14 protein-coding genes are annotated in these 14,745 nt (G+C 64.3%); 7 read left to right on the forward strand and 7 right to left on the reverse strand.

The genetic code is table 11. From position 1 onward, the window contains the following. The first annotated feature begins 176 nt into the window (after positions 1-176). The 4 genes from pdhA (at position 177) to CA833_RS15440 (ending at position 3,952) form a co-directional block, all read left to right on the forward strand. The gene (gene pdhA / locus CA833_RS15425) at positions 177-1,265 is read left to right on the forward strand and encodes a pyruvate dehydrogenase (acetyl-transferring) E1 component subunit alpha (RefSeq protein ID WP_207078554.1); all 1,089 of its coding nucleotides are present in this window, start codon (positions 177-179) and stop codon (positions 1,263-1,265) included. Beyond that, positions 1,265-2,620 carry a pyruvate dehydrogenase complex E1 component subunit beta gene (locus CA833_RS15430; RefSeq protein ID WP_142633779.1) on the forward strand — a complete coding sequence of 452 codons (1,356 nt, stop codon included), beginning with the start codon at positions 1,265-1,267 and terminating at the stop codon, positions 2,618-2,620. The genes pdhA and CA833_RS15430 overlap by 1 nt, the downstream gene beginning before the upstream one ends. Positions 2,621-2,789: 169 nt before the next feature. Then, positions 2,790-3,404: a hypothetical protein gene (locus CA833_RS15435; protein ID WP_242526135.1), complete on the forward strand. Its 615-nt coding sequence runs from the start codon at positions 2,790-2,792 to the stop codon at positions 3,402-3,404. Between the two features lie 83 nt (positions 3,405-3,487). Continuing rightward, positions 3,488-3,952, forward strand: a complete 465-nt coding sequence (locus CA833_RS15440) for an EF-hand domain-containing protein (protein WP_142633775.1) — start codon at positions 3,488-3,490, stop codon at positions 3,950-3,952. A 1-nt stretch (position 3,953) separates the two neighbouring features. Here CA833_RS15440 and trmFO read toward each other — a convergent pair whose 3' ends face one another. The 3 genes from trmFO to gyrA are packed head-to-tail and all read right to left on the reverse strand — an operon-like array spanning position 3,954 to position 8,455. Then, positions 3,954-5,300 (reverse strand): methylenetetrahydrofolate--tRNA-(uracil(54)-C(5))-methyltransferase (FADH(2)-oxidizing) TrmFO, encoded by a 1,347-nt coding sequence (trmFO, locus tag CA833_RS15445; protein WP_142633773.1) that lies wholly within the window; start codon positions 5,298-5,300, stop codon positions 3,954-3,956. 54 nt (positions 5,301-5,354) lie between these two features. After that, positions 5,355-5,696 carry a DUF952 domain-containing protein gene (locus tag CA833_RS15450; RefSeq protein ID WP_142633771.1) on the reverse strand — a complete coding sequence of 114 codons (342 nt, stop codon included), beginning with the start codon at positions 5,694-5,696 and terminating at the stop codon, positions 5,355-5,357. Continuing rightward, positions 5,693-8,455 carry a DNA gyrase subunit A gene (gene gyrA, locus CA833_RS15455; RefSeq protein WP_207078556.1) on the reverse strand — a complete coding sequence of 921 codons (2,763 nt, stop codon included), beginning with the start codon at positions 8,453-8,455 and terminating at the stop codon, positions 5,693-5,695. The genes CA833_RS15450 and gyrA overlap by 4 nt, the downstream gene beginning before the upstream one ends. Before the next feature lie 317 nt (positions 8,456-8,772). Between gyrA and CA833_RS15460 the strand changes: the two genes are divergently transcribed. Next, positions 8,773-10,095, forward strand: coding sequence for a hypothetical protein (locus CA833_RS15460; protein ID WP_142633766.1), 1,323 nt, complete (start codon positions 8,773-8,775; stop codon positions 10,093-10,095). A 79-nt stretch (positions 10,096-10,174) separates the two neighbouring features. Here the strand turns inward: CA833_RS15460 and CA833_RS15465 are convergent, their stop codons facing one another. Next, positions 10,175-10,849, reverse strand: a complete 675-nt coding sequence (locus CA833_RS15465) for a carbonic anhydrase (protein ID WP_142633763.1) — start codon at positions 10,847-10,849, stop codon at positions 10,175-10,177. Between the two features lie 83 nt (positions 10,850-10,932). On the opposite strand from CA833_RS15465, the gene lipA reads away from it, so the two are divergent. Both lipA and CA833_RS15475 read left to right on the forward strand, forming a co-directional pair. Then, positions 10,933-11,877, forward strand: coding sequence for a lipoyl synthase (gene lipA, locus CA833_RS15470; RefSeq protein ID WP_142637624.1), 945 nt, complete (start codon positions 10,933-10,935; stop codon positions 11,875-11,877). Positions 11,878-11,882: 5 nt separating this feature from the next. Beyond that, positions 11,883-12,329 (forward strand): type II toxin-antitoxin system RatA family toxin, encoded by a 447-nt coding sequence (locus CA833_RS15475; RefSeq protein ID WP_142633762.1) that lies wholly within the window; start codon positions 11,883-11,885, stop codon positions 12,327-12,329. Positions 12,330-12,392: 63 nt separating this feature from the next. Here the strand turns inward: CA833_RS15475 and CA833_RS15480 are convergent, their stop codons facing one another. The 3 genes from CA833_RS15480 to CA833_RS15490 are packed head-to-tail and all read right to left on the reverse strand — an operon-like array spanning position 12,393 to position 14,662. Continuing rightward, complete coding sequence (locus CA833_RS15480) at positions 12,393-12,902, reverse strand: CinA family protein (RefSeq protein ID WP_142633760.1); 510 nt, start codon at positions 12,900-12,902, stop codon at positions 12,393-12,395. 1 nt (position 12,903) lies between these two features. Then, on the reverse strand, positions 12,904-13,467 hold the full coding sequence (locus CA833_RS15485) for a hypothetical protein (RefSeq protein WP_207078557.1): 564 nt from the start codon (positions 13,465-13,467) through the stop codon (positions 12,904-12,906). 10 nt (positions 13,468-13,477) lie between these two features. Further along, the gene (locus CA833_RS15490) at positions 13,478-14,662 is read right to left on the reverse strand and encodes a bifunctional 2-C-methyl-D-erythritol 4-phosphate cytidylyltransferase/2-C-methyl-D-erythritol 2,4-cyclodiphosphate synthase (protein ID WP_207078558.1); all 1,185 of its coding nucleotides are present in this window, start codon (positions 14,660-14,662) and stop codon (positions 13,478-13,480) included. Positions 14,663-14,745: the final 83 nt, after the last annotated feature.

A 14,745-nucleotide genomic window follows, 5' to 3' on the forward strand; every position in this document is an offset into this window, starting at 1 on the left:
TGCGCCTTTCAGGGCTTTGCTCCTGAGCTTCGTGGCGCATCATGTTGCGATGCAACATTTCCATTCACCATAATTTTTGTGCCGGGTACGGCAAATTTCCGTCATCGCGCTTCCGATTTCCGTCCGGCGTCCTATAAGCGGCCGGTAATCAATCGCACCAACGATGGGGAGTCCCGTTGCCCAAAGCTAAGAGTGACGCCGGGTCCGGCGCCGAGCCAGCAGCCGTAGTACCGGCACAGGACGAAGACTTTGCGCTGCGCAGCCTCCAGGAAGCCCTGGAAGCCGACAAGCGCTACAAGCCCAGCAAGGAAGAGCTGCTTCACTTCTATGAGCAGATGCTGCTCATCCGCCGCTTCGAGGAACGCGCAGGCCAGCTCTATGGGCTGGGCCTGATCGGCGGTTTCTGCCACCTCTATATCGGCCAGGAAGCCGTTGCCGTAGGCCTGCAGTCCGCGCTCGACGGTGAACGCGATTCGGTCATCACCGGCTATCGCGACCACGGCCACATGCTTGCCTACGGCATCGATCCGAAGGTGATCATGGCCGAACTGACCGGCCGCGCTGCCGGTATCTCGCGCGGCAAGGGCGGTTCGATGCACATGTTCAGCGTCGAACATAAGTTCTACGGCGGCCACGGCATCGTCGGCGCACAGGTCTCGCTCGGCGCTGGCCTCGCTTTCGCGCACAAGTACCGTGAAGACGGCGGTGTCGCGATGGCCTACTTCGGCGACGGCGCAGCCAACCAGGGCCAGGTTTACGAGAGCTTCAACATGGCGGCTCTCTGGAAGCTGCCGATCATCTTCGTGATCGAAAACAACGGCTACGCCATGGGCACCGCCGTGAAGCGCGGCTCGGCCGAGACGCACTTCTACCGTCGCGGCACCGCGTTCCGCATCCCCGGCATGCAGGTCGACGGCATGGACGTGCTCGAAGTCCGCAAGGCTGCCGAAGTGGCTCTGGAATATGTCCGCGCAGGCAACGGTCCGGTTCTCATGGAACTGAACACCTACCGCTATCGCGGCCACTCGATGTCGGACCCTGCGAAGTACCGCAGCCGCGAGGAAGTTCAGGACGTGCGTGAAAAGCGCGATCCGATCGACCACGCGAAGAACGAACTGATCGCCATGGGCGTGGACGAAGCCGCGCTCAAGGACATCGACAAGCGCGTGCGCGCGGCCGTCGCCGAATCGGCTGACTTCGCCGAGAGTTCGCCCGAGCCCGAAGCTGCTGAACTTTATACTGACGTCCTGGTGGAGCGCTACTGATGGCGATCGAACTGAAGATGCCGGCGCTCTCTCCGACGATGGAAGAGGGCAAGCTTGCCCGCTGGCTGGTAAAGGAAGGCGACGAAGTCACCTCGGGTGACATCATCGCCGAAATCGAGACCGACAAGGCGACGATGGAATTCGAAGCCGTCGACGAAGGCACCGTCGGCAAGCTGCTCGTGGCCGAAGGCACCGAGGGCGTGAAGGTCGGCACCGTGATCGCTGTGCTTGCGGGTGAAGGCGAAGATGCATCGACCGTTTCGGCCGCGGCGCCGAAGGCCGAGGCTGCCCCTGCTGCTGGCGCGGCTGCGGCTCGCCCCGAAGCCCCTGCTCCGGTTGCGAAGAAGGACCCCGAAGTTCCCTTCGGCACCAACATGAAGACCTCGACCGTTCGTGAAGCCCTGCGCGACGCGATGGCCGAGGAAATGCGCCGCGACGACCGCGTCTTCGTGATGGGCGAGGAAGTGGCCGAGTACCAGGGCGCCTACAAGGTGACCCAGGGCCTGCTCGAGGAATTCGGTCCGCGCCGCGTGATCGATACCCCGATCACCGAGTACGGCTTTGCCGGTATCGGCACCGGCGCCGCGATGGGCGGTCTGCGCCCGGTCATCGAGTTCATGACGTTCAACTTCGCCATGCAGGCGATTGACCACATCATCAACTCGGCCGCCAAGACCAACTACATGTCGGGCGGCCAGATGCGCTGCCCGGTCGTGTTCCGTGGTCCCAACGGCGCTGCCGCCCGCGTCGGCGCGCAGCACTCGCAGAACTACGGTCCCTGGTACGCCAACGTGCCGGGTCTGGTTGTCATCGCGCCTTACGACGCGTCGGACGCCAAGGGCCTGCTCAAGGCGGCGATCCGCAGCGAGGATCCGGTCGTGTTCCTTGAGAACGAGCTGGTCTATGGCCGTACCTTCGAACTGCCCGAACTCGACGATCACGTCCTGCCGATCGGCAAGGCGCGCATCATGCGCGAAGGCAAGGACGTGACCATCGTGTCCTACTCGATCGGCGTCGGCCTTGCGCTCGAAGCCGCCGAGCAGCTGGCCGGTGAAGGCATCGATGCCGAAGTCATCGATCTTCGCACCCTGCGTCCGCTCGACAAGGAAACCGTGCTGGCCAGCCTCGCCAAGACGAACCGCATGGTCGTTGCGGAGGAAGGCTTCCCGGTCTGCTCGATCGCTTCTGAAATCATCGCGATCTGTATGGAAGACGGCTTCGACGACCTCGATGCCCCGGTTGTCCGCGTCTGCAACGAAGACGTGCCGCTGCCTTATGCGGCCAATCTCGAGAAGCTCGCGCTGATCGACACGCCGCGTATCGTCGAGGCCGTCCGCAAGGTCTGCTATCGCTGATCCTGCCGTCTGGTAGGCGCCTGAAGCGGCGGCGAAGCACTGGCTTCGCCGCCGTTTTGCGTTACGCACTTGCGCGAGGGGCCGCGCCGGTTAGAGAGGCTCGGTGTTCGAGCCATCTGCCCCTTCAAGTCGCCCCGAAGACCTGCTGCTGCCTGCTTTGCCGCAGACCATGCAACTGGCGCTCGCTTATGCGCCCGCGCGCGCGAAGTTGCCGACACTGGCATTGCTGGCGCTCGACCAGCGTCTCGCCGGTTTGCTGCGCCATTCGCGCGAGCCGATGATGGCGCAGATCCGCCTGGCGTGGTGGCGCGAGACGCTGGACCGCGATGCGGCCGAATGGCCTGAGGGCGAACCCTTGCTGGCCGTCTTGCGAAGCTGGAACGGCAAGCACCGTGCTCTTGTCGGCCTGGTCGATGGCTGGGAAGCGCTGACGGGAGAAGCCCCCTTGGCGCCCTCGGCTTTGGAAGAGATGGTGGATGGCCGTGCCGCTGCTTTTGGCGGGCTGGCCGAGGCGCTCGGTCGGGAGGGTGAGGCAGGGGTTGCGCGCGCGCTCGGGCGGCGCTGGGCTCTGGCCGATCTTGCCACCAAACTGAACCATCCAGGCGAAAGCGTGGTGGTGCGCCGTTTGGCTCAGGCCGAGAAGGGCCGGTTGGCGCGTGTTTCGCGGATACTGCGTCCTCTCGCCGTGCTGGAAGGATTGGCCAGCGAGAACATGGCCAATGGTGGGCAGGGCTCCGCTAAAACCGTACTGAAGGCCATGAGGATCGGCCTGCTCGGGCGCTGAATTGCCCGTGATAACAGTTATGTAATTTCCCTGGAATGCCGTGGTGGGCGGATAACCCGCGCGCGACTTCAGGGAGTTTGGCGATGCAGCGCTTCATCCTCGGCGGCGTGACAGTGCTTGTACTGCTGTCGCTGGGCCTGTTCTGGTGGCAGGGCCGGGCGGAAGTGGAGAAGGCCGCTCCGCCGCCGGCGGTGATGCAGGCGCAGCCGCAGCCCACCGAAATACCTAGCGCCGATCTTGAAGACCTCGCCGGCCCCGAATTGCCCGAGGCAACGCCGCTGACGCGCGAACAGCGGCGTTTCTCGCGTTATGACTTCAATCGTGATGGCAGGATCACGCGCGAGGAGATGCTCTCGACGCGCACAGCCGCATTTCGCAAGCTCGACAAGGACGGCAACAATCTGCTGACTTTCGAGGAATGGGCCGTGGCGACGGTCGACAAGTTTGAGCATGCCGACGGCGACCACGACCAGATCCTGACGCCCGAGGAGTTCCGGTCAACGGCTCCGCCACCGGCGAAGCCGAAGCCCAAGTGTTCCTGCAAATAGCTCAGGCGGGCGAAAGGTTAGCCAGCCAGGGGGCGATGTCCTCCTTGGCGCGCTCGGTATAGGCTTCCTTGCGCTGCTTCTTTTTCACCTCGTGAAGCGGCGGAAACAGGCCGAAGTTGACGTTCATCGGCTGATAGCTGTCCGCCTCGGCGTCACCGGTGATGTGCGAGAGCAGGGCGCCGAGTGCGGTCGTGCGTGGGGGCGCCTGCCATTCGCGGCCCGCGAGTTCGGTTGCCGTCATCAGTCCCGCCATCATGCCGACGGCGGCGCTTTCGACGTAGCCCTCGCAGCCGGTGATCTGTCCGGCAAAGCGGACGTGCGGCGCGCTTTTCAGGCGAAGCTGGCGATCCAGCAGTACCGGGGAATTCAGGAAAGTGTTGCGGTGCAAACCGCCGAGGCGCGCGAATTCCGCATTTTCAAGCCCCGGAATGGTGCGGAACAGGCGCACCTGCTCGGCGTGCTTGAGCTTGGTCTGGAAGCCGACCATGTTCCACAGCGTGCCCAGCTTGTTGTCCTGCCGAAGCTGGACAACCGCATAGGCCCAGCGGCCCTTGGGGTGCTCTTCGGTCGCCCAGTGCGGATTGTCGAGTCCGACCGGCTTCATCGGGCCGAATCGCAGGGTCTCGACGCCGCGTTCGGCCATGACCTCGATCGGCATGCAGCCGTCGAAATAGGGCGTGTTGGCTTCCCATTCCTTGAAGGCGGTCTTTTCGCCGTCGAGCAGGGCCTGATGGAAAGCCAGGTACTGGTCCTTGTCCATCGGGCAGTTGATGTAGTCCTTGGTCTCGCCCTTGTCCCAGCGCGAGGCCATCCAGCACACGTCCATGTCGATGGTGTCGCGGTAGACGATGGGGGCGATGGCATCAAAGAACGCCAGGCTGTCCGCGCCGGTCGCCGCGCCGATGCTGTGGGCCAGCGCTTCGGCGGTGAGCGGTCCGGTGGCGACAATGGTGGTGCCGGCTTCGGGCAGAACGTCGATCCGTTCGCGCACGATGTCGAGGTTGGGCAGGGCGGCAAGGCGCGCTTCGACTTCCGCCGAGAAGACGTCGCGGTCGACGGCGAGCGCCGATCCTGCGGGAACCTGCGCCTTGCCCGCCGCCGACATGATCAGCGAATCGCAGCGGCGCATTTCCTCGTGGAGCAAGCCGACGGCGTTCTTTTCGTGATCGTCCGAGCGAAACGAGTTGGAGCAGACCAGCTCGGCCAGGCCATCGCCTTGATGCGCGGGGCTTCTCTCACCCGTGCCGCGCATTTCGGAGAGGCGGACCTTGAAGCCGCGGCGGGCCAGCTGCCAGGCGGCTTCGCTGCCGGCAAGGCCGCCGCCGATGATGTGAACGTCGTATGTCATGGCGCCTGCGCCTAGACCTTTGCGACGGGATGGGAAAGGGTGAGCGCGCCCCGCTTACGCAGGAAAGGTCAGCTTGCTGTCGGCGTCGTAGGCGACCGGGCCGTGCGCGATTACCGCGGAGAGCGGTAGATCGGCGTAGATATGCGGAAACAGCGCGCCGCCGCGCGATACTTCCCATTTCACCGCATCGCCCAGCACCGACAGATCAACGGCGGCGAGAACAAGGCCGTCCTGCCCGGCGAAGTGCTTTTCGAGCGTTTCCTGGGCCTGCGCTGCGGTCGACATGTGGATGTAGCCATCCGCCTTGTCGATCGGTGCGCCGGTGAACACCTTGTCGGCGAGCAGTTGCTGGAACTGCTCGCCGGTCAGGATCTTGTAGGCAACGGTATCGCTCACGCTTCGGATTCCGGCCCTTCGGGTGCTTCGGTTGCCGGGGTGTCGATGGCTTCGCCTTCGGCCACGTCTTCCGCTTCGGCTTCATCGAGGCGCACGGCGCTCACCACGTGTTCGCCGCCAGAGACATTGAACAGGCGTACGCCCGCCGAACCGCGGCCGATCACGCGCAGCGAATCGAGCGGCAGGCGGATCAGCTTGGCCTGATCGGTCACCAGCATGAGCTGGTCCGCACGCGTGGCTGGGAAGCTTGCGACGACAGGGCCGTTACGGGCGATGTTGTCGATGTTGGTGATGCCCTGGCCGCCACGACCGGTGCGGCGATACTCGTAGGCCGAGGACAGCTTGCCATAGCCGTTGGCGCAGACCGTGAGGATGAACTGCTCCATCTCGGCCAGGTAGGTGTAACGGTCGGCTTCGAGCGAGGGTTCGCCTTCCTTTTCGCCCTTCCACGGGGCAAAGCGCAGGTAGGCCTCGCGCTCGTCCTGGTCCTTCACGCCGACGCGGTGGAGGATCGAGAGCGAGATGACCTCGTCGTCGTCCTTCAGCGTCATTGCCTTGACCCCGGTCGAGGTGCGGCTTGCAAATTCGCGTACAAGATCGCCGGCAAAGCGGATTGCCTTGCCCTGGCGGCTTGCCAGCAGCACGTCGTCCTGATGGCTGAGCAGCGCGACGCCGATCAGGCGATCGTCGCTGTCCTCGTCGAACTTCATCGCGAACTTGCCGTTCGACGGGATGTTCGCGAAGGCGTCCATCGCGTTGCGGCGCACGTTGCCCTTGGCCGTCGCGAAGACGACCGAGAGCTTGCTCCATTCCTTCTCGTCCTCGGGGAGGGCGAGTACGGTCTGGATCGTCTCGTCCTTGTCCAGCGCGGGAAGGAGGTTGACGATCGGACGACCGCGCGTGGTCGGGCCGCCTTCGGGCAGCTTGTAGACCTTGAGGCGGTAGACCTTGCCGGCGGTCGAGAAGAACAGCACGGGGTTGTGGGTCGAGGTGACAAACATGGTCGTCACCACGTCCTCGTCCTTCGTCGCCATGCCGGCGCGGCCCTTGCCGCCACGGTTCTGGGCTCGGAAGGTCGAGAGCGGCGTGCGCTTGATGTAGCCGTCCATGGTCACCGTAACGACCATGTCCTCGCGCTCGATCAGGTCCTCGTCCTCGATGCCTTCGGCGGCGCCAGTCATCTCGGAAACGCGCGGGGTGGCATAGAGGTCACGGACGGCCACCAGTTCGCCGCGCATGACGCCGTAAAGCTTCACGCGGTCGGAGAGGATCGAGAGATATTCCTCGATCGCGGCGGCGAGTTCCTTGAGTTCGTCGCCGATCTCGTCCCGGCCGAGTGCCGTCAGGCGGTGCAGGCGCAAGTCGAGGATCGCCTTCACCTGGATCTCGGACAGGCGATAGACGCCGCCGGTTTCCTCGGCATTGGGCTCGATGGCTTCGACCAGGCGGATATAGGGCGCGATATCGCCGATCGGCCACTCGCGCGCCAGCAGGCGGGCGCGGGCTTCCGCCGGGTTCGGCGCGCCGCGGATGATCTTCACCACTTCGTCGAGGTTCGAAACCGCGACGACCAGACCGAGCAAGATGTGCGCCCGGTCGCGCGCCTTGTTCAGTTCGAACTTGGTGCGGCGGGTGATGACTTCTTCGCGGAACTGGATGAACGAGGCGAGGATATCGCGCAGGTTGAAGACTTCGGGGCGGCCGTTCTTGATGGCCAGCATGTTGGCTGCGAAGTTCGACTGTGCCGGAGTGTTGCGCCAGACCTGGTTGAGCACGACTTCCGGCGTTGCATCGCGCTTGAGGTCGATGACCACGCGCATGCCTTCGCGGTTCGATTCGTCGCGGATGTCCGCGATGCCTTCGATGCGCTTGTCCTTGGCGGCTTCGGCGATCTTCTCGACCAGACCGGCCTTGCCGACCTGGTAGGGGATCGAGGTGAGCACGATCGAGCGGCGGTCGCCGCGGCCTTCCTCGATCTCGTGGCGGCAGCGCATGATGATCGAGCCGCGCCCGGTCAGGTATGCGTTGCGGGCGCCGCCCTGGCCGAGGATCAGCGGAGCGGTCGGGAAGTCCGGCCCCGGAATGATCTGGATCAGTTCCTCGATGGTGACCGCCGGATTGTCGATCATGGCAAGGCAGCCGTCGATCACTTCGCCGAGGTTGTGCGGCGGAATGTTCGTGGCCATGCCGACGGCGATGCCGCCGGCGCCATTTACGAGCAGGTTCGGGAAGCGCGCCGGCAGTACGGTCGGCTCGCTTTCGGAACCGTCGTAGTTGTCGGCGAAGTCGACCGTGGCCTTCTCGATGTCGGCCAGAAGCTCGTTCGACACCTTGTCGAGGCGCGCTTCGGTGTAACGCATGGCGGCCGGCGGATCGGGGTCCATCGAGCCGAAGTTGCCCTGACCGTCGATCAGCGGCAGTCGCATCGACCAGGGCTGCGTCATGCGGGCAAGCGCGTCGTAGATCGCGCTGTCGCCATGCGGGTGATATTTACCCATGACGTCACCGACGATGCGGCTCGACTTGCGGTACGGTCGGCCCGCAACGTAGCCCGCTTCGTGGCAGCTATAGAGAATGCGGCGATGGACGGGCTTGAGGCCGTCGCGCACGTCGGGAAGCGCGCGGCTCACGATCACGCTCATCGCGTAATCGAGATAGCTCGTCTTCATCTCATCGACGATGTCGATGCGTGTGTATTCGCCTTCGGGGCCGGTGTGTCCGGAACCGTTCTGCTCGGGAATGTCGGTGTCGTCGCTCACGCGCTGGATCGTTCGTTGCTGCGGGACAAGGGTTGATATTCGGCCCTAGGGCATGCGGCGGATGAAAGCCACCGGAACGCGTGCGGGGACCGGGGTGGGCATTGCTTTTTCCACACTTATGGCAAGGCGTTGCCAAAGGGCTGCGGCGAAGCCCTGCGAACTTGCGACGAATTGCATTCAATCAGCGTTCAGTGGGGCGCGTCTAATCGGGCGGCAAGGTTGCCAAGCGGCGATTTCGCCGTCAAACCGGCCCGGCGAATTTATAGTGCCGTGGTTCGCGGCGCGACCGTACATGTCTTTTTGAGGAGTTGGCCTTGATGGCTCGCAAGTTCCTGATTTCCCGTGTTGCCCTTGCCGTGGCCCTGGGCGGCGGCATGGCCGTGGCGATGGCGCCGGTTGCTTCGGCAAAGGAAGCCAAGAAATCCGAAAGCAAGTACTCGGAAGGCTTCATCAAGGCTGCCGGTCCGATCGAAAAGGCGATCAACGCCGCGACCGCCGCGATTCCGCAGGGCGCAGGCGCTGATGCCTTCCCGGCGGCGAAGGCCAGCATCGACACCGCGCTTGGCGGCGACGGCAAGGCGGCCATCGAGGCGGCCCTGCCTTCGGCCACCACGCCTGACGACAAGATGGCGATGGGCCAGTTCGCCCGCACTTATGGCGTGCTTTCGCAGGACCTCGCATTCAAGCAGAAGGGTGTCCTGCTGATGATCGAGAGCGGCAAGGTTCCCGCCGCCTCGCTTCCCGCGACCTATTTCGATGCCGGCGTCAACGCCTTCAACCTGAAGGACTATGCGACCGCTGCGACATACGTGAAGCAGGCAAAGGATGCTGGTTATCAGGATCCCCAGAACCAGCTCGACCTGATCCTGTCGGAATCCTACAAGCGCGGCGGAAACCCGCAGGCGGCCATGGACATGGCCAAGGCCGAAGTCGACGGCGCCAAGGCCAAGGGCGTGGCGCCGAGCGAAACGTCGATCCGCAACGTGCTTCAGGCGGCTTATACCGCCAAGCAGCTCGACGCCTCGGCAGACTACGCGGCGATGCTTGCGCAGTACTATCCGCGCAACGACACCTGGAACATCTCGGCTTCGATCGTGCGCCAGCTGGGGTCGTTCGAGAAGTCGGACAACCTCGACCTCATGCGCCTGATGTTCATCACCGGCGGCATGAAGGACAAGCGCGACTACTATGAGTACCTGGAAAACGCCGATCCGCGCGCCTATCCGGGTGAAGCACTCAAGGTCATGGATCAGGGCCTCGCGAAGGGCCAGCTGACCCAGGCAGAAGTCGGCGCCGATCGCGCCAATGCCGCCTCGCGCGTCGCTGGCGACAAGGCCTCGCTCGCCGCGACCGAACGCGATGCCCAGAAGCCCGGCGCGACCGCAGCCCAGATCATGGGCGCGGCCGACGTGCTGCTGAGCTATGAACAGTATGCCAAGGTCGAGGCGCTGCTCCAGTCCGCACTGACCAAGCCGGGTGTCGATGCCAACAAGGCTAACCTGCGCCTCGGCATGGCCCAGGCCATGCAGGGCAAGGTTGCCGAAGCGCAGGCCACGCTCGCCAAGGTGACCGACAAGCGCTCGTCGATTGCCAAGCTGTGGTCGGCCTATGCCGCCACCAAGGGCAAGCCGGCCGCCTGATCGGCAATACAAGCCCAAAACAAAGGGCGGCGGGATTACCCGCCGCCCTTTTTATTTGTGGGCTGTCGGTAGCGAGCGATCAGGCTACCGGTGCAAACTCGCCGGTTTCCTGATCCATCAGGTGCAGCACGCCATCGGAAATGGCGAAGAAGGTGCCGCGCAGGGTCAGTTCACCGTTCTTCACCTTGTGGCGCACGCAGGGGAACGACATCAGGTTCTCGATGCTGACGCGCACCGCAGCCTGTTCCATTTCCCGCTCGGCGGGACGGCCGGTGGTGCCGAATTCGGCTGCGACCGGGGCGCGGGCCTCGTCGAGCATCGAGATCCAGTCGGCAATGAAGCCGCCTTCACCCGGCTCGGTGCCGTGAAGTTCCTGCGTCAGCGCCGCCTTGCAGCCACCGCACATGCCGTGGCCCATGACCACGATTTCCTTCACCTTGAGGACCTGTACCGCAAATTCCAGTGCGGCGGACACGCCGTGGTGGCCGGGCGAGGTCTCGAAGGGCGGGACAAGGGCGGCGACATTGCGGACCACGAAGATCTCGCCGGGGTCGACGTCGAAGATCTGCGAAGGATCGACGCGGCTGTCGGAGCAGGCGACGATCATCACTTCGGGTTGCTGGCCTTCGCTGAGACGGGCCCAGCGTTCGCGATGCGGGGTCCAGCCCGAGTCGCGGAAACGGCGGTAGCCGGCGATCAAACCATCGAGCACGCGATTGTCGCCTGCGCTGGTTCCGGTGGAAGAATCGGTCATGGGGGCCTCCGTTGAAACGCACGCAACCCATAGACCGGATATTCGCACTGGCAAGCGGCGGCGCTTGCGACTATCTGGGCCCCATGAACGACCTCTCTTCCGTGCCGAGCCCCGAGCAGAAGCCCGAACGTCAGCGCAAGCCCGACTGGATCCGCGTGAAGGCGCCGACCAGCAAGGGTTATGGCGAAACGCGCCAGCTCATGCGGGACCTGAAGCTCAATACGGTCTGCGAAGAGGCGGCTTGCCCGAATATCGGCGAGTGCTGGACCAAGAAGCACGCCACGGTGATGATCCTGGGCGATACCTGCACGCGCGCCTGTGCGTTCTGCAACGTGAAGACCGGCATGCCGGGGCGCGTCGATCCGCTCGAACCTGAACATGTCGCCGAACTGGCGCTGAAGACCGGTCTTGAACATATCGTCATCACCTCGGTCGATCGCGACGATCTTCCCGATGGCGGTGCCAACCAGTTCGTCAAGGTGATCCAGGCGCTGCGCGCAGCAACGCCCAATACCACCATCGAGATCCTGACGCCCGACTTCCGCGGCAAGATGCGCCGCGCGGTCGAGGCCATCGTCGAGGCCGGGCCCGACGTCTACAATCACAACCTCGAGACGGTTCCCCGCCTTTACCCGACCATTCGTCCCGGTGCACGTTACTACGCATCGCTGCGCCTGCTCGAAGAGGTGAAGGCCCACAATCCGCTGATCTTCACCAAGTCCGGCGTGATGCTGGGGCTGGGCGAAGAGCGTCTCGAAGTCCATCAGGTGATGGACGACATGCGCTGCGCCGACATCGATTTCCTGACCATGGGCCAGTACCTGCGGCCGACGCCCAAGCACGCCGAGGTCAAGGAGTTCGTCACCCCCAAGGCATTCGATGCCTATGGCGCGATTGCCCGTGCCAAGGGTTTCCTGCAGGTCGCCTCCTCGCCGCTGACGCGTTCGAGCTACCATGCCGGCAAGGACTTTGCGGAAATGCGTGCGGCGCGTGAAGCCAAGCTCGCAAAGGCCGCTCCGAAGGCCTGACGCGCATGCCCGGTATTCATGAGACGCAGCGGCTGCCTTACAGCGCTGAACAGATGTTTGATCTTGTCGCGGACGTAGGCCGCTACCAGGAATTCCTGCCCTGGGTGGTCGCCACCCGGGTCAAGTCGGACGACGGCAGCGAGATGATCGCGGATATGCTGGTCGGCTTCAAGGCGCTGCGCGAAAAGTTCACCTCGCGCGTCGAGAAGGTCCGTCCGCGCGAGATCAAGGTGCATTATGTCGACGGGCCGATGAAGGATCTCGACAACCACTGGATCTTCCATCCGGTGGATGCGCATAGCTGCGATATCGAGTTCGACGTACGTTTCAGCTTCCGCAACGTGCTGTTCGAGAAGCTGGCCGGCCAGTATTTTGACAAGGCCTTCCGCAAGATGGTCGCCGCTTTCGAAACCCGGGCGCACGAACTCTATGGCGAGCCTCAGGAAAGCTGAGTTTTCATGAGTTTGGAGCGGCCTGCTACGAGGGCCGCTACATCCAGTCCTTCTGGCCGTCCTTCAGGCGTTTTCGGGCAGCAGCAGTTCCAGTGCGATCAGCGCGGCCTGATGGCGGATTTCCGTCCGGCCCGTGCCGTCCAGCAGCTTCTGTTCGGCATCTTCCTCTTCCGCGCCGCGCAAGGCGCGTGCGAAGACCACGGTTCCCACCGGCTTGAACTCGCTGCCGCCGTCAGGACCGGCAATGCCGCTGATTGCCACGGCCACATCCGCCCGGCTGTTCGCAATGGCGCCTTGCGCCATGGCCCATGCCGTGGCCGGTGATACTGCGCCCAGCGTATCGATGATGTCCGGTGAGACACCCAGCAGTTCCTGCTTGGCCTCGTTCGAATACGTCACGAAGCCGCGATCCAGTACCGCCGAAGAGCCCGGAACTTCGGTCAATGCCGCGCAGACGAGGCCACCCGTGCAGCTTTCCGCGACCGCCACCTTGCGGCCGGCAGCCTTGTTCTCGGTAATGACGCGCTCCGCCAGGGCGTAGAGATCCTGCGGGAAAAGGAGGGTGTCGGGCATGTCAGTCCTTGCAGAGGGTCAGGCCGGCGATCTTCGTCTTGTCGGCCACATCGGCGGGCGCGACGTCCTTGGCCTTCGCGGTCATCTCGACGATCAGCGCGATAAGTCCGGCGGTGTTTTCGGGCGGTAGTGGGGCGAGCAGGTCGACCGCAAGATCGATCCGGTCGCACGATTTGAGCGGGAGGTGCTGCGAGACCAGTCCCTCGACCGTGATGTCGACCAGCGGGCGCAGCGATTCGTCGGGCAAATTGCGCGCGAACTTGGCAACATCGCTGCTTTGCCCTTGGGAAAGCTTCAGGAAAGCGGCCTTGGCTTCGGGCCAGGAACGTCCTTTCTGAGACGCATAGCGCGCTGCCAGTTCGCTGCCGTGCGTCCTTAGATAGGAGTCGGCAGGCAGAACCTGCTCGCAGCGCTTGGCGGTGCCGGAAATGACCTGGGGCAGGGCATAGGTAAACATGGCCTGCGCTTCGGGCCGTGTCAGGCATGCCGTTTCTGCCTGCGCGATGCTTGGGGCGATTCCCAGCAGCATGGCGGCGAGGGTGAGTGTCTTGCGGTGAACGGTCATCGACTATTCCCTAGAGGCGGATCAGGCTTACGGCGGCTTGCGCCGCGATGCCTTCGGACCTGCCGGTGAAACCCAGTTTCTCGGTCGTGGTTGCCTTGACGCTGACGACGGTGGGATCGGCGCCGAGAATTTCGGCAAGCCGGGCGCGCATGGCTTCGCGGTGCGGGCCGATCTTGGGGGCTTCGCAGATGATCGTGACGTCGGCATTGGCAAGCATGTAGCCCGCCTTGGTCACCAGTGATCCGGCGTGCGCGAGGAAGCGATCGGAGGCGGCGCCCTTCCATTGCGGATCGCTCGGCGGGAAGTGCTGGCCGATGTCGCCCGCGCCGATCGCGCCCAGCAGGGCATCGACCAGTGCGTGGATGGCCACGTCGGCGTCGCTGTGGCCGGCAAGGCCGTGGCTGTGCTCGATCTTTACCCCGCAGAGCCAGAGGTCCTCGCCTGCTTCAAGGCGGTGGACGTCATAGCCGGTACCGACGCGGATCGGCGGGGCGGAGGGCGCGAAGTCGGTCGCGAACGTCAGTTTGTGCAAGGCTTCGTCTCCTTCGACGAGCGCGATTTGAAGGCCGTCAGCCTGTGCGACCTGGGCATCGTCGCCGGCATGGGAAGGGCCTTCCCAGTTGCGATGGGCGGCGAGGATTTCGGCGAATCGGAATGCCTGCGGGGTCTGGACGCGGCGCAGGTCCTCGCGGCGGGCAGGAGCGCCCATCGTCTCGCCCTCTGCGCCCATCTCCGCATGCGCAAGGCTGTCGACCACCGGCAGCACCGGGATTGCGCCTGGGTGGCGGTCCAGTGCCGCCGTCAATCGCTCGATCACGGCGGCCGGCAGGACCGGGCGGGCCGCGTCGTGGATCAGCACGAGGTCTGGCGCAGACCCGGCCAGCACCTCAAGTCCGATCCGAACCGATTCCTGACGAGTTGCGCCGCCTGTCGTCAGCTGGATGTCCTTGATCCCCGAAACAATCTCGCGAACCAGCGGATCGGCGCCTTCCGGGATGACCACGAGGATAGGCGCCACGCCGGCGTTCGCCAGGGCCTCCACCGAGTGTCGCAGCACGGGTTTGCCGCGCCAGAGCGCAAATTGCTTGGGAAGAGGCTGGCCGGCACGAAGTCCCTGGCCGGCTGCAACGACGATGGCTGCGGCCTTCTGCCCGGCTATGCTTCGCGCCTGCGAAATTGTCTGGTCCTGCGACATCGTGCCTGCCGGTAATCGCTTGCCGTCCCGAGGGCAATCCACTATGCGCTGCCTGTTTTTTAGGCATGTCACGTTTTTTAGGC

The organism is Novosphingobium sp. KA1, from assembly GCF_017309955.1.
Lineage (GTDB): Bacteria > Pseudomonadota > Alphaproteobacteria > Sphingomonadales > Sphingomonadaceae > Novosphingobium.